Annotated in this window: 17 protein-coding genes; 4 read left to right on the top strand and 13 right to left on the bottom strand. The window is 68.0% G+C overall.

Going from position 1 to position 20,856, the window contains the following annotated elements; all coding sequences use genetic code 11:
- Positions 1-85: 85 nt before the first annotated feature.
- The 11 genes from rpsA to D106_RS0102495 all read right to left on the bottom strand — a co-directional run bounded on the left by rpsA (position 86) and on the right by D106_RS0102495 (position 15,490).
- Positions 86-1,792 carry a 30S ribosomal protein S1 gene (gene rpsA / locus D106_RS0102545; RefSeq protein ID WP_255349376.1) on the bottom strand — a complete coding sequence of 569 codons (1,707 nt, stop codon included), beginning with the start codon at positions 1,790-1,792 and terminating at the stop codon, positions 86-88.
- 49 nt (positions 1,793-1,841) lie between these two features.
- On the bottom strand, positions 1,842-2,549 hold the full coding sequence (gene cmk / locus D106_RS0102540) for a (d)CMP kinase (RefSeq protein ID WP_018879100.1): 708 nt from the start codon (positions 2,547-2,549) through the stop codon (positions 1,842-1,844).
- Positions 2,546-3,850: a 3-phosphoshikimate 1-carboxyvinyltransferase gene (gene aroA / locus D106_RS0102535; RefSeq protein WP_018879099.1), complete on the bottom strand. Its 1,305-nt coding sequence runs from the start codon at positions 3,848-3,850 to the stop codon at positions 2,546-2,548. Before aroA ends, cmk begins: the two co-directional genes overlap by 4 nt.
- 6 nt (positions 3,851-3,856) lie before the next feature.
- Positions 3,857-4,738: a prephenate dehydrogenase/arogenate dehydrogenase family protein gene (locus D106_RS0102530; RefSeq protein ID WP_018879098.1), complete on the bottom strand. Its 882-nt coding sequence runs from the start codon at positions 4,736-4,738 to the stop codon at positions 3,857-3,859.
- Positions 4,735-5,892: a histidinol-phosphate transaminase gene (hisC, locus tag D106_RS0102525; RefSeq protein ID WP_018879097.1), complete on the bottom strand. Its 1,158-nt coding sequence runs from the start codon at positions 5,890-5,892 to the stop codon at positions 4,735-4,737. The genes D106_RS0102530 and hisC overlap by 4 nt, the downstream gene beginning before the upstream one ends.
- A gap of 32 nt (positions 5,893-5,924) precedes the next feature.
- Entirely contained in the window at positions 5,925-7,040 is a 1,116-nt protein-coding gene (pheA, locus tag D106_RS0102520; RefSeq protein ID WP_018879096.1) for a prephenate dehydratase, read from the bottom strand.
- Between the two features lie 3 nt (positions 7,041-7,043).
- The gene (locus tag D106_RS0102515) at positions 7,044-8,207 is read right to left on the bottom strand and encodes a phosphoglycerate dehydrogenase (RefSeq protein ID WP_018875458.1); all 1,164 of its coding nucleotides are present in this window, start codon (positions 8,205-8,207) and stop codon (positions 7,044-7,046) included.
- A gap of 49 nt (positions 8,208-8,256) precedes the next feature.
- Positions 8,257-9,339 (bottom strand): 3-phosphoserine/phosphohydroxythreonine transaminase, encoded by a 1,083-nt coding sequence (gene serC / locus D106_RS0102510; protein WP_018866291.1) that lies wholly within the window; start codon positions 9,337-9,339, stop codon positions 8,257-8,259.
- The gene (gene gyrA, locus D106_RS0102505) at positions 9,336-11,954 is read right to left on the bottom strand and encodes a DNA gyrase subunit A (RefSeq protein WP_018879095.1); all 2,619 of its coding nucleotides are present in this window, start codon (positions 11,952-11,954) and stop codon (positions 9,336-9,338) included. The genes serC and gyrA overlap by 4 nt, the downstream gene beginning before the upstream one ends.
- 142 nt (positions 11,955-12,096) lie before the next feature.
- Positions 12,097-13,173 carry an S-methyl-5-thioribose-1-phosphate isomerase gene (mtnA, locus tag D106_RS0102500; RefSeq protein WP_018879094.1) on the bottom strand — a complete coding sequence of 359 codons (1,077 nt, stop codon included), beginning with the start codon at positions 13,171-13,173 and terminating at the stop codon, positions 12,097-12,099.
- A gap of 4 nt (positions 13,174-13,177) precedes the next feature.
- Positions 13,178-15,490, bottom strand: a complete 2,313-nt coding sequence (locus D106_RS0102495; protein ID WP_051077448.1) for a DNA internalization-related competence protein ComEC/Rec2 — start codon at positions 15,488-15,490, stop codon at positions 13,178-13,180.
- Between the two features lie 215 nt (positions 15,491-15,705).
- Here D106_RS0102495 and D106_RS0102490 point away from each other — a divergent pair, with 215 nt between their 5' ends.
- Positions 15,706-16,293: a DUF2062 domain-containing protein gene (locus tag D106_RS0102490; protein WP_026280545.1), complete on the top strand. Its 588-nt coding sequence runs from the start codon at positions 15,706-15,708 to the stop codon at positions 16,291-16,293.
- A 17-nt stretch (positions 16,294-16,310) separates the two neighbouring features.
- Here the strand turns inward: D106_RS0102490 and D106_RS0102485 are convergent, their stop codons facing one another.
- A complete protein-coding gene (locus D106_RS0102485; protein WP_018877379.1) occupies positions 16,311-17,030 on the bottom strand; it encodes an ABC transporter ATP-binding protein in 720 nt (239 codons plus the stop codon).
- Positions 17,023-18,273: a lipoprotein-releasing ABC transporter permease subunit gene (locus tag D106_RS0102480; protein ID WP_018877378.1), complete on the bottom strand. Its 1,251-nt coding sequence runs from the start codon at positions 18,271-18,273 to the stop codon at positions 17,023-17,025. Before D106_RS0102480 ends, D106_RS0102485 begins: the two co-directional genes overlap by 8 nt.
- A gap of 123 nt (positions 18,274-18,396) precedes the next feature.
- Between D106_RS0102480 and D106_RS0102475 the strand changes: the two genes are divergently transcribed.
- Genes D106_RS0102475 through D106_RS0102465 form a run of 3 tightly spaced genes read left to right on the top strand, consistent with a single transcriptional unit; the run spans position 18,397 to position 20,732 of the window.
- Complete coding sequence (locus tag D106_RS0102475) at positions 18,397-18,744, top strand: hypothetical protein (protein WP_051077444.1); 348 nt, start codon at positions 18,397-18,399, stop codon at positions 18,742-18,744.
- The gene (locus tag D106_RS0102470; RefSeq protein ID WP_018879090.1) at positions 18,741-19,814 is read left to right on the top strand and encodes an agmatine/peptidylarginine deiminase; all 1,074 of its coding nucleotides are present in this window, start codon (positions 18,741-18,743) and stop codon (positions 19,812-19,814) included. The genes D106_RS0102475 and D106_RS0102470 overlap by 4 nt, the downstream gene beginning before the upstream one ends.
- 21 nt (positions 19,815-19,835) lie before the next feature.
- Positions 19,836-20,732 (top strand): carbon-nitrogen hydrolase, encoded by an 897-nt coding sequence (locus D106_RS0102465; protein ID WP_018879089.1) that lies wholly within the window; start codon positions 19,836-19,838, stop codon positions 20,730-20,732.
- Positions 20,733-20,856 lie beyond the last annotated feature (124 nt).

The following is a 20,856-nucleotide window of genomic DNA, read 5'->3' as shown; positions in this document are numbered from 1 at the left end:
CGTCACAGACAGGAAGGAAATCCGGTTTCCCGGTACAAAATGGCCCACGGCACCCCTTGGCACCGCGGGCCACGACGGAACGGACTTAGTCGTTCTTGTCCATCTGTTCCTTCAGCAGATCGCCCAGCGTGGTACCGCCGCCGGCATTACTGCCGTAGTCGGAGACCATCTCGGCTTCTTCCGCCCGGTCCTTGGCCTTGATCGACAGGCTGATGGCGCGGGTCTTCTTGTCGACGCCCATGAACTTGGCCTCGACCGTATCGCCCACCTTCAGCACGGTGCTGGCGTCTTCCACGCGGTCCTGGGAGATATCGGCCGCGCGCAGGATGCCGTCGATGCCGTCAGCCAGTTCGACCACGGCTGCCTTGGCATCCACTTCCTTGACCGTGCCGGAGACAATGCTGCCCTTGCTGTGCTCGGCCACGAAGTTGGCGAACGGATCGCGATCCAGCTGCTTCAGGCCCAGGGAGATACGCTCGCGCTCGGGATCCACGGACAGGACCACGGCCTCGACCTCGTCACCCTTCTTGAAGTTGCGAATGGCTTCTTCGCCCGCTTCGTGCCAGGACAGATCGGAAAGGTGGATCAGGCCGTCGATGCCACCTTCCAGGCCCACGAACACGCCGAAATCGGTGATCGACTTGATCTGGCCGCTGACCTTCTCGCCGCGGTTGTGGTTGGCCGCGAAGTCGTCCCACGGATTCGACTGGCACTGCTTCATGCCCAGCGAGATGCGGCGGCGTTCTTCGTCCAGGTCCAGGATCATCACCTCGACCTCGTCGCCGATCGCGACCATCTTGCCCGGGTTGACGTTCTTGTTGGTCCAGTCCATCTCGGACACGTGCACCAGGCCTTCCACGCCGTCTTCGATTTCCACGAAGCAGCCGTAGTCGGTGATGTTGGTGACCTTGCCGAAGATGCGGGTGCCGGTCGGGTAACGCCGGGTGATGTTCTCCCACGGATCCTCGCCCAGCTGCTTCAGGCCCAGCGAGACACGCATGCGCTCGCGGTCGAACTTGAGCACCTTGACTTCGACTTCCTGGCCGATTTCAACGACATCGGACGGATGCTTGACGCGCTTCCAGGCCATGTCGGTGATGTGGAGCAGGCCGTCGATGCCGCCCAGATCCAGGAACGCACCGTAGTCGGTGAGGTTCTTGACGATACCCTTGACCTGCGCACCTTCCTGCAGGTTCTTGAGCAGTTCCTCGCGCTCGGCGCTGTATTCCTGCTCGACCACGGCGCGACGCGACACGACCACGTTGTTGCGACGGCGATCCAGCTTGATGAGCTTGAACTCCAGCTCCTTGCCTTCCAGATACGCGGTATCGCGCACCGGACGGACATCCACGAGTGAACCCGGCAGGAATGCACGGATGTCGCCCAGTTCGACGGTGTAGCCGCCCTTGACCTTGCCGGAGATCTTGCCGGTGACGTACTGCTCTTCTTCCATCGCAGCTTCGAGACGGTCCCAGGCCTTGGCCCGCTTGGCCTTCTCGCGCGACATGCGCGTCTCGCCGAAACCGTCTTCCGGGGTTTCGAGGGCCACTTCGACGACATCGCCGACCTTGACCTCGAGCTCACCCTCGTCGTTCATGAACTGCTCGGTGGGGATGACCCCCTCGGACTTCAGGCCGGCGTTCACCACGACGACGTCCGGGGTGACCTCAATGACGGTGGCACTGAGGATGGCACCCGGCTGCATCTGGGTGTAGGCCATGCTCTCTTCGAGCAGTTGCGCGAAACTTTCACTCATGGATTTGTGAACCTGTGGTTTAACAAATGCTTGCAGAAACTTCCTGCAACCAGTTCTAGACGTTGATAATCCCGCTTCCGACGGCTTATTCCGCGGGGCGGGGGCTTTGTTCCGGGAGTACGTCCCGGAGGCGCTCCAGGATCATGTCCACCACGCCAACGATGTCGAGGTCCGTGGTATCCAGTTCCCAGGCATCTTCGGCGGGCTTGAGGGGGGCCACGCTGCGCTCGCGGTCGCGACGGTCGCGGGCCTCCATCTCGTCCTGAAGGGCGGAGAGATTAGCACTAAGTCCTTGTTCCTTCAACTGCATGTAACGCCGGCGTGCCCTTTCCTCGGCGGAGGCCGTGAGAAAGATCTTCAGGTCCGCCGCGGGGAAGACCACGGTCCCCATATCGCGCCCGTCCGCGACCAGCCCGGGGGGCTTGGCGAAGCCGCGCTGGCGCTCCAGCAGGGCCTCGCGCACGGCCGGGATGGCGGCCACCCGGGAGGCATCGCTGCCGGCCTGTTCGGTGCGCAGCAGCTGATCGACCGGCGCCCCCTCCAGCAGGGTCGTCACCGCAGTGGCGTCTCGATTCACCTCGAAGTCGACGTCGAGACCGGCGGCCAGTCGAGCGAGTGCGGCCTCGTCGGTCAGCTCGACCCCGTGCTGGCGTGCCGCCAGCCCCAACAGACGGTACAGCGCGCCGCTGTCCAGCAGATGCCAACCCATGGCGGCGGCCACGCGCATGCAGACCGTGCCCTTGCCGGCCCCGCCCGGGCCGTCGATGGTCAGTACCGGAATTTCCGAACTCATGCGGCCTCCAGCTGCAGCCCGGCCTCGCGTGCAAGCGCCACAAAGCCGGGGAAGGATGTACCCACGTTCGCGCAATCGTGGATCCGGATGGGGGCGGTGGCCCGCAGACCCGCCATCGCGAATGACATGGCGATACGGTGGTCGCCATGACTGTTGATCTCGCCACCGGTGAAACCGTCGCCACCCCGGATCCGGATACCATCCGGCTGCACCGCGCAGTCGACGCCGAGTGCGGCGAGGCCGTCCGCCATCACCTGGATACGGTCGCTCTCCTTGACCCGCAGCTCCTCGGCGCCGGTCAGTACGGTCTCGCCCTCAGCGCAGGCCGCGGCGACGAAGATCGCGGGGAATTCGTCGATCGCCAGCGGCACCAGGTGCTCCGGAATCTGGATCCCCTTGAGCGGGGCGGCCTCGACCTCCAGATCCGCCACCGGCTCGCCGCCCGCCTCGCGTTCGTTGAGGATGCGGATCTCGGCGCCCATCAGGCGCAGGATATCGATCACACCGGTGCGGGTCGGATTGATGCCGACATGCTCCAGACGCATGCGCGAACCGGCCGCGATCGAGGCCCCGACCAGGAAAAAGGCGGCCGAGGATATATCCGCCGGCACATCGACCGGACTCGCGACCAGCCGGCCACCCCCCTCGACGCAGGCCCGTGGCCCGTCACGTTCGACTGCGTAACCGAAGCCGGCCAGCATGCGTTCGGTGTGATCCCGCGTGGGCGCCGGCTCGGTCACGCAGGTCTTGCCATATGCCCACAGGCCTGCCAGCAGCAGGGCGGATTTGACCTGGGCGCTGGCGACCTCGAGCACATGATCGGTACCCCGCAGGGAGGCGCCGCCGTGCACCCGCAGGGGGGGCGTCCCGGCATCGCTGGTCTCGATCCTGGCCCCCATGCGGGCCAGCGGGTTGGTGACCCGGCGCATCGGACGCCCGGAGAGGGAGCGATCGCCGACCAGTTCACTGTCGAAGGCCTGCCCGGCGAGGACCCCGCACAGCAGCCGCATCGCGGTCCCCGAGTTGCCCATGTCCAGCGCAGTCGGCGGGGCCTGCAGCCCGCGCAGGCCGGCGCCCTGGATGCGCACGCAGCCCGGTCCGGTGCGTTCGATGGCCACGCCCATCGCGCGGAAGGCCTCCAGCGTGGCAATGCAATCCGCCCCTTCGAGAAAGCCGGTCACATGGGTCTCGCCCTCGGCCAGCGCCCCGAGCATGATGGCGCGGTGGGAAATCGATTTGTCGCCCGGCACGCGGGCGTGGCCCGCAAGCTGGCCTCCGGGCTGTACGGTAAAGGTATTCATGGGGTTTCAGGTATCCAGTTGTGCATCCGCGGGGTCGCAGAGGCGATCGCGGGTTTCCTTGGCATGTTCAAAGCTTTGTTCGATGGTGGCGGCATCCCCGCGTTCGATCGCGCCGCGCAGCGTCTCGAGGTCTTTCTGGTATTGCCCGATGACCTCGAGGATGGCGTCGCGGTTGGCCAGGCAGATATCGCGCCAGACCACCGGGTCACTGGAGGCGATGCGCGTGAAGTCGCGAAACCCGCCAGCGGCGTAGTGAAAGATCTCGTCGCGTTCGCTCATGTTCGCCAGCGACGAGACCAGCGTGAACGCCAGCACATGCGGCAGGTGGCTGGTCGCGGCGAGGACCCGGTCATGATGCGCCGGGGTCATGTATTCGACCCGCGCGCCGGCGGCCTGCCACATGGCCGCCACGCGGTCCGTGGCCAGCGGGTTGGTGGCATCGGCCGGCGTCAGGATCACCAGGCGATCGCGGAACAGACTGGGGAAGGCGGCCCCTACCCCGCTTTTCTCGGTCCCGGCAATCGGGTGGCCGGGCACGAAGGCGCGCGGGACCGCACCGAAGCCGGCGCCCACCGCATCGATCACCGCTTGCTTGCTGCTGCCCACGTCGGTCAGCGGGCTGTCCTCGGGCCAGGCGGCCGCCAGGTCTCGGGCGAGCGGCTCCATCGCGCCCAATGGCACGGCGAGCACGCCCAGGTCGGCGCCCTCTGCGGCCGCGGCGACGTCCGTGGTCCAGCGGTCGATCACGCCCAGCCGCTTGGCCTCGCGCAGGTTGTCGGCATTGCGCGAGCAGCCGACCACCTCGCGTACCGCGCCGGCCTCGCGCAGGGCCAGCGCCAGCGAGCCGCCGATCAGGCCGACCCCGAAGATGACCAGCCGTTCGATCACGCCAGGACCTTGTCGAGTGCCGCGAGGAAGCGGTCGTTGTCTTCCCGGGTCGAGATGGTGACCCGCAGGTGACCGGGCAGGCCGTAATTCTCCACCGGCCGCGTGATGACGCCCTCGCGCAGCAGGCCTTCGTATACCGGGGCCGGATCACGCCCGGTGTCAAAGGTCACGAAGTTCCCCACCGACGGAATCACACGCAGCCCCTTATCCCGCAGGGCCGCTGTCACCTGCCGCAACCCGTCGCGGTTGACGGCCACCGATCTCTCCACATGCGCGGTATCGTCCAGCGCCGCAAGGCCCGCGGCCTGGGCAATGGCGTTGACATTGAACGGCTGTCGGACCCGGTTGAGCAGGTCGGCGACCGCCGGGGAACTGACCGCGTACCCCAGGCGCAGTCCGGCCAGGCCCTGGATCTTGGAGAAGGTCCGGGTCACGATCAGGTTTGGGTAGCGATCCAGCCACTGCGTAGTGTCCGGATACCCGGCTGCCTCGACGTATTCGAAATAGGCCTCGTCCACGACCACCACGGTGGTCGCCGGCATCGCCGCCACGAAGGCCTCCAGCGCCGAATCCTCCAGCCAGGTCCCGGTGGGATTGTTCGGATTGGCCACGAACACCACGCGCACGTCGCCATCCACCCGTGCCCGCATGGCCTCGAGATCATGCCCGAAGGGCTGCTCCGGATGGTCGGTCCCCAGTGCGGGCGCGACCCTTGCCTCGGCATCGACCGCTTGGGTAACCAGCGGGTAGACCGCAAACGCATGCGCGGAAAACACGGCGGCTCGCCCCGGTGCCAGCCAGGTGCGCGCGACCAGCTCCAGCACCTCGTTGGAGCCGTTTCCGAGCGTGATCTGTTCCGGGGCGACGCCGTGGCGCTCGGCCAGTCGCGCCTTCAGCTCGAAGCCGTTCCCGTCGGGATAGACATGGGCCTCGGCCAGCGCCGCGCGGCCCGCCTCCACCGCAAGCGGCGACGGGCCCAGGGGGTTCTCGTTGGAGGCCAGCTTGATCGCCTGGCGAATACCCAGTTCGCGCTCCAGTGCGGCGACGGGCTTGCCGGGCTGATACGGGCTGAGGCCCTGGACCCCGGCGACCGCCAGGGCCTCGGGATCAAAGCCCGGGCCGGCCGCAGCGGATACGGAAGGGTTGGATGCCATGCGGGAAACCTCGGGGATAGCGGGTGGGCGTGTCAGGTGGCGGCCTGGGGATAGCTCCCCAGGACCTTGACGGTATCGGCACTGGCGCGCAGCTGCTCCAGGCAGTCGCGGATCAACGGGTCCTGCTGGTGCCCGACCAGATCGAGAAAGAACACGTAGTTCCACGGCGTGCAGCGCGAGGGGCGCGACTCGATCCGGGTCAGGCTGATGCCGGCCTCCGCGATCGGCTTGAGCAGCGAATACAGCGACCCCGGCCGGTTGGCGGTACTCAGCATCACCGATGTACGGTCCGCCCCGCTGGGTTGCGTGGTCCCAGAGCCGATGATCAGGAAACGGGTCGTGTTGTCGGCGCGATCCTCCACATGCGGGGCCCGCACCGGGACGTCGTAGTGTTCGGCCGCCGCCTGGCTGGCCAGCGCCGCCGCGGTCGAATCCTGTGCCGCGATCTCGGCCGCGCGGGCGTTGCTGGAGACCGCCTCGCGCTCGGCATGGGGCAGCTCGCTATCCAGCCACTGGCGGCATTGCGCCAGCGCCTGCGCATGCGCGAGGACCCGCCGTACCTGCCCGAGATCCTCGGCCCGGGACAGCAAGTGGTGGTGGATCGGGGTCACGACCTCGCCACAGATCTGGAGGGAGGAATCCATGAAGCAGTCCACGGTGTGGGTGACGACCCCCTCGGAGCTGTTCTCGATGGGAACCACGCCGAACTGCGCGCGCCCGGTCTCCACCGCGCCGAACACCGCATCGATCGAGGCCAGCGGCTGGGTCTCGACGGCATGGCCGAAGTGCTTGCGCGCCGCCAGGTGAGTGAAGGTCCCCACCGGTCCGAGATAGGCGACATGGAGCGGATGCTCGAGCGCCAGGCACTCGGACATGATCTCGCGGAACAGCCGCGTGATGGCCTCGTCGGACAGCGGGCCGGGATTCCGTTTGCGCACCCGCCGGAGGATCTCGGCCTCGCGCTCCGGACGGTAGAACACCGGGTCGCTCTCCTGGCTGCGCTTGACCCGCGCCACCGCCTCGGCGCAGCGGGCGCGCTCGCTCAACCGCTCCAGGAGCTCGGCATCCAGCGCGTCGATACGCGCGCGCAGGGCCGCGAGATCTTCGCGGTCCTCGGCGGATGGCGACGAATGCGGATCCCCGGCCATCGCCTACAGCACCCGGGCCCGCAGCACGCCGTCGATCCGGTGCAGGGCGTCCAGGGTCTCCGCGTCGGGGTGGCCGTCCACGTCCATCAGGGTGTAGGCCAGATCGCCACGGGAGTCATTCATCAGGTGCAGGATGTTGATATTCGATTCGCCCAGCGTGTGCGAGATGCGCCCGACCCGGTCCGGCAGGTTCCGGTTGATGATCGCGATGCGGGTATCTCCCTTGCGGTCCAGCACCAGGGTCGGCAGGTTCACGGAGTTCACCACGTTGCCGTTTTCCAGGTAGTCCCGGAGCTGGTCGGCGATCATGACCGCGCAGTTCTCCTCGGATTCGGTCGTCGAGGCGCCCAGATGCGGCAGGGTAATCACCCGCGGGTGGCCCACCATGCCCTGTACCGGAAAGTCCGTGATGTAGGCATGCAGTCGATCCGCGTCCAGCCCTTCGCGCACCGCGGCGTCATCCACGATCCCCTCGCGGGCCAGGTTGAGCACCATCGCCCCGGGGTTCATGCCGGCCAGCGTCTTTGCGTTCACCAGATTGGCGGTATTCTCGGTCAGCGGCACGTGTACGGTGACGGCGTCGGCCCCTTCCATAGCCGCCTCTACCGAGCGCGCCCGCTCGATGCCGGAATCCAGGCGCCAGGCGTTTTCCACCGTGACCTTGGGGTCGAAACCGACCACTTCCATGCCCAGCGCACGAGCGGCATTGGCCACGCCGACCCCGATCGCCCCAAGGCCCAGCACGGCCAGACGCCGGCCCGGCAGTTCGAAGCCGGTGAACTTCTTCTTGCCCTGCTCCACCGCGGACATGAAGTCTTCCTTCGAGGGGTCCAGTTCCTGCACGTAGCCAGCCGCCGGCAGCAGGTTGCGGGCACCCAGCAACAGCCCGGCGATGACCAGTTCCTTCACCGCATTGGCATTCGCGCCGGGGGCGTTGAACACGGCCACGCCGCGCTCGGACAGGGCCGCCACCGGGATATTGTTGACCCCGCTCCCGGCGCGCCCCACCGCCAGGACCGAATCCGGGATCTCCACCGAATGCAGATCGAAGGAGCGCAGCATCAGCGCGTCCGGCTGATTGATATCCGAGGCGACCTCGTAATGGTCACGCGGGAAACGATCCAGCCCGCGCACGGCGATGTTGTTGTAGGTCTGAATCCGGTACATCACGACCTCCTCGTCCGGTAGCGTCCCCGGCAACAGCGATTCGACGGGATCAGGCGTGGCGGTTCTCGAAGTCCGCCATGAACTCGATCAGCGCATCCACGGCGCTCTCCGGAACGGCGTTGTAGATGCTGGCGCGCATGCCGCCCACCGACCGGTGGCCCTTCAGCGAGGACAGGCCGGCCGCATCGGCCTCGTTCAGGAAGGACCCGTCCAGGGCGTCGTCCGCGAGGATGAACGGCACGTTCATCCAGGAGCGGGCCGCGGGCTCCACCGGGTTCCGGTAGAAGGCGGAATTGTCGATGTACTGGTACAGCTTGGCCGCCTTGCGCTGGTTGATCTCGGCCATCGCCTCCAGGCCGCCCTGCTCCAGCAGCCACTCGAATACCAGCCCGGCCAGGTACCAGCCAAAGGTCGGCGGGGTGTTGTACATCGAGTCATTCTTCGCCTGCAGGGCCCAGTCCAGCACTGCTGGCACGGGTGCCTGGCGCTCGCGTTCCAGCAGGTCGTTGCGCACGATCACCACGGTCAGGCCGGCCGGGCCGATATTCTTCTGCGCCCCGGCATAGATCACGCCAAACTTCGAGACATCGATCGGGCGCGACAGGATGGTCGAGGACATGTCCGCGACCAGCGGCACGTCACCCACATCCGGGATATCGGGAAACTCCACGCCGCCGATGGTCTCGTTCGGCGTGTAGTGCACGTAGGCGGCATTGGGGTCCAGGTTCCAGGAGGCACGATCCGGGATCGAGTCGTAGCCGCTTGCCTGCGAACTCGCCACGATGTTCACCGGCCCGTATTTCTGGGCCTCCTTGATCGCCTTGCCGGACCAGGCCCCGGTATCGATGTAGTCGGTGCTCTGGCCATTGGCCAGGTTCAGCGGGATGGCCGCGAACTGTCCGGTCGCCCCGCCCTGCAGGAACAGGACCGAATAGTTCTCGGGGATGTTCATCAGCTTGCGCAGGTCCTGCTCGGCCTTCTCGGCCACGGCCATGAACGGCTTGCCGCGGTGACTCATCTCCATCACCGACATCCCGGACCCGCGGAAGTCCAGCAGCTCGTCACGCGCCCGCTCGAGTACCGCCTGCGGCAGGGCCGCCGGCCCCGCGCTGAAGTTCATCACTCGCGTCATGCCTGTTCTCCATCGTCGCTGGATTCGGGACCCGTCTCCGGGTCCGCTCCGGTTTCCATCTCGTCGGATTCTTCGTCGCCGGCCTCGCCCTGCAGCTGGGCCACGCGGGCCAGCTCGACCAGGTTCTCGCCTTCGTCAAGCCGAATCAGCCGCACGCCCTGCGTATTGCGCCCGATCAGCGGAATCTGATCCACCGGCGTGCGCACCAGGGTCCCGCCGTTGGTGATCAGCATCACCTCGTCATCGTCCAGGACCCGCGAAGCCCCGACCAGCGGGCCGTTGCGCCCCTCGGTCTGGATCGCGATCACGCCCTGGCCGCCACGGCGGTGGACCGGGAACTCGTCGAAGCGGGTGCGTTTGCCGTAGCCATGCTCGGTCGCCAGCAGCGCCGATCCCTCGTCCACATTCAGCAGGGCAATCACCCGGTGATCGCCTTCCATGCGCACCCCGCGCACGCCACAGGCGGTACGCCCCATGGCGCGCACATCGCTCTCGTGGAAGCGCACGGCCTTGCCGGCCGTGGTCACCAGCATCACGTCCAGGGTGCCGTCGGTCAGGGAGACGTCCACCAGGTGGTCGCCTTCGCGCAGGTCCACCGCGATGATGCCGGAGGCCCGGCGGCGCGAGAAATCCGTCAGCGGTGTCTTCTTGACTGTCCCCTGCGCGGTGACCATGAACACATAGTGGTCCGGGTCGTATTCGCGCACCGGGAGGATCGCGTTGATCCGCTCGTCGGACTCCAGCGGCAGCAGGTTCACGATCGGCTTGCCGCGCGAGGCGCGCGAGCCCTGCGGCAGCTCGTAGACCTTCAGCCAGTACACCCGACCCCGGCTGGAGAAGCACAGGATCGTGTCGTGGGTGTTGGCCACCACCAGACGGTCGATGAAGTCCTCTTCCTTGAAGCTGGTCGCGGCCTTGCCACGCCCGCCCCGGCGCTGCGCGCGGTAGTCCGCCACTGGCTGGTACTTCACGTAGCCGGCGTGCGAGAGCGTGACGACCACGTCCTCCTCGCCGATCAGGTCTTCCAGGGTCAGGTTGGCCTGGCGTTCGCGGATCTCGCTGCGGCGCTCGTCGCCAAACTGTTCGGCCACGGCCAGCAGCTCGTTGCGGATCTCCAGTTGCAGGCGATCGCCGGAGCCGAGGATATCCAGCAGGTCGTCGATCAGCTCCAGCAGCTCGCGGTACTCGTCCAGGATCTTGTCCTGTTCCAGCCCGGTCAGGCGGTGCAGGCGCAGGTCCAGGATCGCCTGTGCCTGGGCCTCGGACAGGCGATAGCCGTCGTCGCCCACGCCGTATTCCGGCGCCAGGTCCTCCGGCCGCGAGGCGCTGGCCCCGGCGCGGTCCAGCATGTCACTGACCACGCCCAGCGGCCAGCCGCGGGCCAGCAGGCCGGCCTTGGCCTCGGCCGGGTTGGGGGCGGCACGGATCAGCTCGATCACGGGATCGATGTTGGCCAGCGCGATCGCCAGGCCTTCCAGGATATGCGCGCGCTCCCGGGCCTTGCGCAGATCGAAGATCGTGCGCCGGGTGACCACCTCGCGGCGATGCCGCAGGAACGCCTCCAGCACCTGACGCAGATCCAGCACCTTCGGCTGTCCGTCGACCAGGGCGACGATGTTGATGCCGAAGACGTTCTGCATCTGGGTGTGCATGTACAGGTGGTTCAGGACCACCTCGGCCATCTCGCCACGCTTGAGCTCGATGACCAGGCGCATCCCGTCCTTGTCCGACTCGTCGCGCAGCTCGGAGATGCCCTCGATGCGCTTCTCCTTCACCAGCTCCGCGATCTTCTCGGTCAGGCGTGCCTTGTTCACCTGGTAGGGCAGCTCGGTAACCACAATCGCCTCGCGCTGGCCACCCTCCAGCGGCTCGACATGCGAGCGTGCCCGGATCAGGACCCGGCCGCGACCGGTACGGTAGGCCTCGCGAACGCCCTCGATGCCGTTGATGATGCCGGCCGTCGGGAAGTCCGGGCCCGGCAGGTGTTCCATCAGACCATCGATGGAGATCTCGGGGTCGTCGATCAGGGCCACACAGGCGTTGATCACCTCGCGCAGATTATGCGGCGGGATGTTGGTCGCCATCCCCACCGCGATCCCGGCGGAGCCGTTGACCAGCAGGTTGGGGAACTTGCTCGGCAGCACCGCCGGCTCGCTCTCGGAGCCGTCGTAGTTGTCGATGAAGTCGACGGTTTCCTTGTCGATGTCGGCCAGCAGTTCCGCCGCGATGCGCGCCATGCGCACCTCGGTGTACCGCATGGCCGCCGGGGAGTCGCCGTCGATGGAGCCGAAGTTGCCCTGCCCGTCGGCCAGCATGTAGCGCATCGAGAACGGCTGCGCCATGCGCACGATGGCGTCGTAAACGGCGGAATCGCCATGCGGGTGGTACTTACCGATCACGTCACCGACCACACGCGCCGACTTCTTGTAGGGCTTGTTGTAGTCGTTGCCCAGCTCGCGCATCGCGTAGAGCACGCGGCGATGGACCGGCTTGAGGCCGTCACGGACATCGGGGAGGGCCCGGCCCACGATTACGCTCATTGCGTAATCGAGGTAGGACTGCTGCATCTCGTCTTCGAGATTGACCGGGAAGATTTCCTTGGCAAATTCAGCCATCGAGGGTTACGCCGTCCGTCTGAACAAGCTCGCGATCATACCACAGGGGTAACCACTGGGGCTCGGCTTTTCGCGCCTCAAAACGGTTCTCCGGGCCTCTCAGGCCCGAAGACCGTCCACCGGGGGCGCGTTTGAGCGCTCGTCAGTGAGCGGATGCGAGCGTCTCCGGGGCCGTGGGCTCGCGCAGCGCCGCGAGCCGCTCCGCCGTCGGCGCCTCCACGACCCCGCGTTCGGTGACGATGGCATCGATCAGCTCCGCCGGGGTCACGTCGAAGGCCGGGTTGTAGCCTCGGGCGCCTTCGGCCGCCACGCGCTGACCCGCCAGCGCCAGCACCTCGTCCTCGCCGCGCTGCTCGATGGGGATACCGGTCCCGTCCGGCATCTCGAAGTCGATGGTCGCGACCGGCGCGGCCACCATGAACCGGACCCCGTGGGCACGCGCCAGGAGGGCCAGGCCGTAGGTCCCGATCTTGTTTGCGGTGTCGCCATTGGCGGCGATCCGGTCCGCCCCGACAATCACCCAGCCGACGCGGCCCGAGCGCAACAGGCTGGCCGCGGCGCCTTCGCACAGCACCTGTACGGGGATCCCGTCATGTACCAGCTCCCAGGCGGTCAGGCGGCTCCCTTGCAGCCAGGGCCGGGTCTCGTCGGCGAAGACCTCCTCGATCCGTCCGGCATCCCAGGCGGCGCGGATCACGCCGAGGGCCGTGCCGTAGCCCCCGGTGGCCAGCGAGCCCGTGTTGCAGTGGGTCAGCACCCCCTGCCCCGGCTCGATCAGCCTCGCGCCGAGCGCGCCCAGCCGCCGGTTGCCGGCGATGTCCGACTCGAGCATCCACTCCGCCTCGACCTGTGTCGCCGCGACCGCCGCCTCCGCGGACGGGCTCGCGTCCACCAGCGCCTGCATGCGATCCAGCGCCCAGAACAGGTTCACCGCCGTGGGACGCGCCGCGCGCAGGGTCTCGATATCCGCCGCAATGCTCGCACGCCAGTCGTCCTGCCCGATCGCCCGCTGGCAGGCCAGTACCACCCCGAAGCCCGCGGTAATCCCGATCGCCGGCGCCCCGCGCACCACCATGTCGCGGATCGCGGCGGCCACGGCTGGCGCATCCCGGTAACGCTGCCAGAGGTTCTCGCCCGGCAGCCGACGCTGGTCGAGCAACTGAAGTTCGCCGTGGTGAAAGCGAATCGGGCGAATGGTGTCGGAGTGTTCACGGTTCATCCCGTCATTCTACCAGCCCGCCTGCGGTTTCGGGCCCGCGCGCACAGCCTGGCGGCAGGGGCGCTCCGGCGTCTGGCGCGGGCCGCCACAGCCGCCGGGAACCCGCCCGGTGGCCGGGCCCGACCTGCAGTTCCGTGTCCGCCTCAAGCCGCAGGGCCCCCTGGCGGCCGGTCTCCTGCAGCGGGACGCAGGCCCTGTCCAGGCGCTGGCGTGCCGCGCTGGCCAGCCCCCTGCCCTGCGCATCGGTGCTGGCCCAGGCCCTGACGGGGCGGGCGTCCTGCAGCCACCCGCGGCTCAGGCTGTCGGCGCCGGCCCCCCGGGGCACGACCAGCAGGTCGCTGCTTCGGTGTTCCGCCCCCTCCTGCATCAGCACGGCCTCGCCCAGGCCGCCGAGCCCGCCGGTCAGTATCAGCCGCACACCCCCAGCCGTCTGGACCGCCAGCACGCAGGAGGCCGAGGCGCTCCCGTCCCAGCCGGCGGGTGGATGGAGAATCTCGAAATCGACGCCATCCCATTCCCAGACCTCGCCTGCCGCGCAGGGCCGTTCCCCGGGTCCTTGCGGGCGGCGCCGCAGGACCTCGCCCACAGGTAGCGTCGCGCCTACGGCGGCGGCCCCGCCGGAATGCGCGGCATGCTCGTGGCTCAGGATCATGCGGTCCAGGCGGCGTACCCCCTCCGCACGCAGGCTCGGAATCACGATCCGATCCCCCGCGCTGTAGCCCCCGGCGCGCCCGGGACCGGCATCCCATAACAACGCATGGTGGCGGGTCTGCAGCAAGAGCGACTGCCCGTTCCCTACATCCAGCAGCAGCGCCCGTACGCTGCCCGCATCGATCTGCGGACGCATGGGCAGGGCCAGGGCGATGCCGGCCAGCACCACCCACGGAGCGGCGAGGCGCAGGCGCGGCAGCAAGGCGACCAGCACCGCGACCCCGCCCAGGAGGCTGGCCGCCAGCGGCACCCGCCGCTCGTCCACCAGCACGGGCACGTGCGAAAGGCCGTCCAGTAGCCCGACCAGCAGCATCAGGATCCCGTCGCCGAGATGCAGGAACGGCTGGCCGAGCGGTGCCCACAATGCCGCCAGACCGGCCCCGACCAGCAACAAGGGCAGCACCAGCAGGCTGATCACCGGCACCGCCACCAGATTGGCGACGGGCGCCACCCAGGACCCCAGCTGGAACCAGGCCAGGCTGAGGGGAAGCATGGCCAGCGCGAGCATCACCTGAATGCTGCCGGCCGCGCGCCAGCCCGGACGGCCCGAACGGCCCTGCAACAGCAGAAGAATCACCGCCACGGCGCCGAAGGAAAACCAGAAGCCCGGGGCCAGCACACTGGTCGGCTGCCACAGCACCACCGCGATGGCCGCCAGCATCAGTCCGCGCCAGGCAAACGCCTCGCGCCGCCACAACAGCGCGGCCATAAAAGCCGCCAGCATGATCAGCGCGCGCTGGGTCGGAATGCTGAAGCCGGCCAGCGCGGCATAGAGCGCAGCCCCGGCGAGGCCCGCCAGCGCCATGAAGGCCGGCTTGCGTATCCGCGCCTGCACCGGGACGAGACCGGACCAGGCAAGCCCCGCGAGCAATCCGACAAACCCGGCGACGAGGCCGACATGCAGGCCCGAGATCGCCATCAGGTGGTTGGTCCCGGTCCGCAGGAAGGCCTGCCACTCCTCGTTGGTCATGCCCTGCCGGTCGCCGATGACGAGGGCCTGCACGAGGCCGGGGTGGCGCAGGCCCGGGGCCGCCTGATCCAGGCGCTCGCGCAGCGCACCGCGCATGCGATGCAACCCGGCCCGCCAGCGGGCGTCCTGAATCCGGGGTGCCCGGGCGTCCTCTAACGCCTCGAAGTCGAGCAGTGTCGCGGATCCATGCAGGCCCTCGCGGTAGTACCAGCCGGCACGATCGAACCCACCCGGATTCGCCGGCCCCCGGGCCGGCCGCAGGCGCAGGGTCATGTAGCCATGCGATCCCGCCTCGAGCTCGGGGCGCGCGGGGTACGTCGAAACCAGCAGTTCGCGCGCCCGAAACGCTTCCGGACCCGATCGGGTCGCGGCCACTCGTATCCGGAAACGGCTGCGACGTTCGCCATGTTCCGGCAGACTGATGATCGTGGCGAACACGGTGGCCTCCTCCCCGGCCAGGGCGGGAGGCAGCGCATGTTCCAGCCAGGTGTCCGCGTTCTGCTGAACCAGCCCCCAGGCGAGCAGCGCACCCAGCGCCAGCGTCCAGGGCCAGAGGCCCGGATAGCCGAGGCGCCGCAGGCCGAGGCTGACGCCCGCGGCGGCCAGAAACAGGGCCAGTATGGGTCCCGGCATCAGCGGAACCGGTTCGGGCAGCCGGTGAAGGCCCCACGCCGCCGCGATCAGCCCGAGGGCAAAGCCCGTCACAAAAGGCCTCGTTGACCGGGCGCCATGGCCGGACCGGATTTGGCTTGCCCCGCCGACCATGGTCCCGCACGTACAATAGCGGCGAGAATGCACGGCAGGTGCGCGGCGGCGCACCCACGCACGACGGACCATCGGCAGCCCGGTACATGGCAAGACACATCATCAAAAAGATGTTTCCCGGCATGGAACACATGCGCGGGCACAAGGCGCTCGCCCCGCTGGGGCCGCGCCTGGGTTCGCCGGATTTGTGGCATCTGAACCGCCGCTCCGTGGCTGGTGCGTTTGCCGTCGGGCTCTTCGTGGCCTTCCTGCCATTGCCCATGCAGATGCTGATCGCGGCCGCCGTGGCCGTGCTGGTCCGCGTCAATCTGCCGATCTCGGTGATCCTGGTCTGGATCTCCAACCCGGTCACCATGCCGCCCATGTTGTATCTGGCCTACACGATCGGGCGCAAGCTACTCGACGAACCGCGCCGCGACATCCATCTGGACTGGAGCTGGGAGTGGTTCTCCACGGAGCTGCTGACGATCTGGCAGCCCCTGCTCCTGGGCAGCGTCCTGCTCGGCGCGGCATCCGGCCTCTCGGGGTACTTGCTGGTGCGTTTCCTGTGGCGGCTGAACGTCGTCCAGCGCGTGCGCAGCCGGCGTTACCTGCGACGGCTGCGCAAGGAAATGGCGGAACGCCAGGCGGCCGCGCGGCGGGATGGCCGCCCGCCGGATGACGGGGGCGCCTGAAGCGAGAGAGGCGCGGTCTATTCGTGTGTGGCGAGCTGACCGTCGAACGGTTCCAGCTCCAGGTGGCCCTTGACCAGTTGGACCGAGCGATCAAGCTCGCGCGCCAGGGTGATGTCGTGGGTCACCAGGGCCAGAGCGGTCCCGGTGGAACGGTTCATCGCGCGCAGCAACTCGAACACCTGCGCCGCCCGTTCCTGGTCCAGGTTGCCGGTGGGTTCGTCCGCCAGGATGGCCGAGGGGCGCGTCACCAGCGCCCGGGCGATCGCGACCCGCTGGCGTTCGCCACCGGAGAGCTCCGCGGGCTTGTGTTCCAGGCGGGGTTCCAGGTCCACCTGGCCCAGCCAGTGGCGTGCCTCGGCCCGGGCCTTGCGGTTGGAGACCCCGCGGATGAGCAGCGGCAGGGCCACGTTCTCCGCCGCGGTCAGCTCGGGCAGCAGATGGTGAAACTGGTAGACGAAGCCGAGGTGCTGGTTGCGCAGGTGGCCACGTCTAGCCTCGCTCATGCGGGTCCAGTCCGTTCCCAGCAGGCGCACGGACCCCGCCGTCGGGCGGTCCAGCCCGCCCAGCAGGTGCAGCAAGGTGCTCTTGCCGCTCCCGGAGGCCCCGATAATCGCCGTCTGGTCGCCGGGCTGCAGGGCAAAGTCCACCCCGCTGAGAACGGCCACGTCCAGCTTGCCGTCGCGGAAACGGCGCTCCAGACCGACCGCCTCGAGGACCGGGGTGGCGTGATCAGTCATAGCGCAGCGCCTCCGCCGGCTGGGTGCGGGCGGCACGCCAGGCCGGGAACAGTGTAGCCACCACGGTCAGCAGGAAGCCGAGCACCCCGACCCGGAGCACATCCGCAAGCTTGAGCTCCGAGGGCAGGTCGCTGATGTAGTACACCTCGGCGGACAGGAACTCGATGCCGGAGACCCGCTCGATGAAGGGGACCACCACGTCGATATTCGCGGCCAGCGACACCCCGGCGATGGTGCCCAGCAGGATCCCGATCGCCCCGATCACCACCCCCTGGACCATGAAGATCACCATGATCCCCGCCGGCGACAGCCCGAGCGTACGCAGAATGGCAATGTCTCCCTGCTTGTCGGTGACCAGCATGATCAGGGTCGAGACGATGTTGAAGGCCGCGACCGCGACGATCAGCGACAGGATGATGAACATCACCATCTTTTCCATCTGGATCGCGCGGAACAGGTTAGCGTGCTGGCGTGTCCAGTCGGACACCCGGAAAAGCCCGTCCAGCTGGGCCGCCACATCGCGGGCCACCACACCCGCTTCCATCATGTCGGTCAGGCGCAGCCGCAGCCCGGTCACCTGTTCGCCCATCTGGAACACCGCCTGGGCGTCTTCCAGGTGGATGAACGCCGTCCCGCGGTCGTACTCGTACATCCCCACCTCGAACAGGCCGGAGACCTCGAAGCGGCGCATGCGCGGCATCACGCCGGCCGGCGAGACCGAGGCCTGAGGCGCCATCAGGATGATCGAGTCGCCGACCCTGACGCGCAGTTCGGCCGCCAGTTCCCGCCCGAGCACCACCCGGTAACGCCCGCCCTCCAGGCTGCCCAGCTCGCCTTGCAGCATGTGCTCGGCAATGCGCGCGACGCGCTCCTCTGCCTCGGGCTCCACGCCCCGGATCAGTGCCCCGGAGATATTCCCGCGCGCACTCAGCATGGCCTCGCCCTGCACATATGGCGCGGCCGCGACCACGCGCTCGTCGATCTCCGGGGCCTCGCGCTGCAGGCGTTCCCAGTCCCGCAGCCCGCCATTGGCCTCGCGGATCGTGGCATGCGAGGCCATGCCCAGGATGCGGTCGCGCAACTCGCGTTCGAACCCGTTCATCACCGACAGCACAGTAATCAACGCCATCACGCCCAGGGCCAGCCCGATGATGGACACCACCGAGATGAACGAGATGAAGTGATTGCGCCGCTTCGCGCGCGTGTAGCGCAGGCCGATGGCGAGAGTCAGGGGGCGAAACATCGCGAAATCATGCCAGAGATACCCGTTCGCGCCTATAGCCCGGCGGACCTGCGTTGAGGGAGGGGAGGCATGGCGTCACGCTAGACGCTACCATGGGACTGTCCAGCAAACGGAGAGTCGGCCATGCCAGGGAAATGCAACGCCTCTAACCCCACCCCGAAGACCACTGTGCGCACCGTCGCCAGCGCCCTCGTCCTGGCATTGTTTGCCGGGGCCATGGCGACTGCATCGGCCGACATCCTGCGCAGTCCCGATGGTGGATTCACCGTGAAGGAACGCGAAGGGGTTCCCACCCGAGGCCAGACCCAGGCCGCGGTAATCCGCCAGCACGGCGAGCCCGAGCGACGCCATACCACGGTGGGCGATCCGCCGATTACGCGCTGGGACTACGCCGACTTCTCCGTGGTCTTCGAGGGCGAATACGTCCTGCACAGTGCCGTGCGCAACGGATCCAGCGCCGATCGTCCATGAGCACCGGGGAAACCGCCCCGGCAGTCACGCAACGCCGGCTCCCGGCCGAATGGGAGCCCCAGGGCGCGATCCAGCTCACCTGGCCGCATGATGACACCGACTGGGCCCCGGCCCTGGAACAGGTGCATCCGGTGTTCGCGCTGATCGCGGCGAGCATCAGCCAGTTCGAGCCGGTCATCATCGTCGCGCGCGACCCCGATCACATCGAGGAGATCTCCGGCTTTCTCACCGAGACCGCGATCCGTCCGGATCGCCTGTGGTTCGCGCTGGCCCCCAGCAATGACACCTGGGCGCGCGATCATGGCGCGATCACCGTATTCGATGGCGACCAGCCGCGCCTGCTGGACTTCACCTTCAACGGCTGGGGGGGCAAGTATCCCGCGGACCTCGACGACGGCATCACCCGGGCCCTCGCGAGCCAGGGCGTCTTCGGGAGCTGCGTGCCGGAGCCGACCGGCCTGGTCCTGGAGGGAGGCTCCATCGAATCGGACGGCGCCGGCACCCTGCTGACCACCGCGCGCTGTCTGCTGTCCGCCACCCGGAACCCGCAGCTGGATCGCGCAGGCATCGAGCAAAGCCTGGCCCGATGGCTGGGGGCCCGGCGCGTGCTCTGGCTGGAACACGGCCAGCTGGAGGGCGACGACACCGACGCCCATATCGACACGCTGGCGCGCTTCTGTGCGCAGGACACCATCGCCTATGTCCAGTGCGACGACCCGCAGGATCCGCACTACCCGGAACTGCAGGCAATGGAACAGGAGCTACGGGCCCTGCGCCAGCCGTCCGGCGAACCCTACCGCCTGATCCCTCTGCCCTGGCCCGCCCCGATTTTCGAGGATGGCCGGCGACTGGCCGCGACCTATGCGAATTTCCTGATCCTGAACGGAGCCGTCCTGTTGCCGGTGTATGACGATGCCGCGGATGCCGTCGCCCGGGACCGGCTCGCCGAGGCCTTTCCGGGACGCGAGATCGTGGAAATCGACTGCCGCCCCATCATTCGTCAGGGTGGCAGCCTTCACTGCCTGACCATGCAGTATCCCGCGGCCGCCCTCGGCATCCCGCAGGAATAACCGCCAGCCCGAGTCCCCATCATGTCCCGTGACACCCTGTCCGTTGCCCTGATCCAGCACCAGGACGCCGGCAGCGTCGAGGCCAACCTCGACGCCACCGCTGCGGCCGTGGCTACGGCCGCGGCGAACGGTGCCCGCCTGGTGGTCCTGGCGGAACTGCATACCGGCCCCTATTTCTGCCAGACCGAGGATCTCGCCACCTTCGATGCGGCCGAACCGATCCCCGGTCCGAGCAGCGAACGCCTGGCGGCGATCGCGCGCGAGCACGGCGTGGTCCTCGTCGGTTCCCTGTTCGAGCGGCGCGCCCCGGGGCTCTACCACAACACCGCCGTGGTCTTCGAAACCGACGGCCGCCAGGTCGGCACCTACCGCAAGATGCACATCCCCGACGACCCCGGCTACTACGAGAAGTACTACTTCACGCCGGGCGACACCGGCTTTGTGCCCATCGATACCTCCGTCGGCCGGCTCGGTGTCCTGGTCTGCTGGGACCAGTGGTATCCCGAGGCCGCGCGTATCATGGCGCTGTCCGGTGCCGAGCTGCTGATCTACCCGACCGCGATCGGCTGGGACCCGCAGGACACACCGGAGGAACAGCGCCGCCAGCAGGAGGCCTGGATCACTGTCCAGCGCGGCCACGCGGTGGCCAACAACCTCCCGGTGATCGCCTGCAATCGCACCGGCCACGAGCCCGACCCCTCGGGGCATTCGCCCGGCGCAACCTTCTGGGGCACGAGCTTCGTCGCCGGTCCGCAAGGCGAATTCCTGGCCCGCGCCGGCGATGACGCGCCGGAGATCCTGGCTGTCGAGCTGGATCGTACCCGCACCGAGGCCGTGCGCCGCCAATGGCCCTTCCTCCGCGACCGCCGCATCGACGCCTACGCCCCCATCCTCAAGCGCTACATCGACCCCGACTGATTCCCCTGAACGCAAACAAAAGCGTTTACAGGAAGAAGGGAAGATTGGAAGGGGGGATGATTTGAGCGGCCGCAGGGGCACGACAGGCGCCGTGTCAGGCAACGGCGTCCTCATGATTTCTTCA

Source organism: Thioalkalivibrio sp. ALE9 (assembly GCF_000377445.1).
Taxonomy (GTDB): Bacteria; Pseudomonadota; Gammaproteobacteria; order Ectothiorhodospirales; family Ectothiorhodospiraceae; genus Thioalkalivibrio.
Note: the sequence above shows the minus strand (reverse complement) of the source record. Positions and strands in the feature narration are given on the sequence as shown.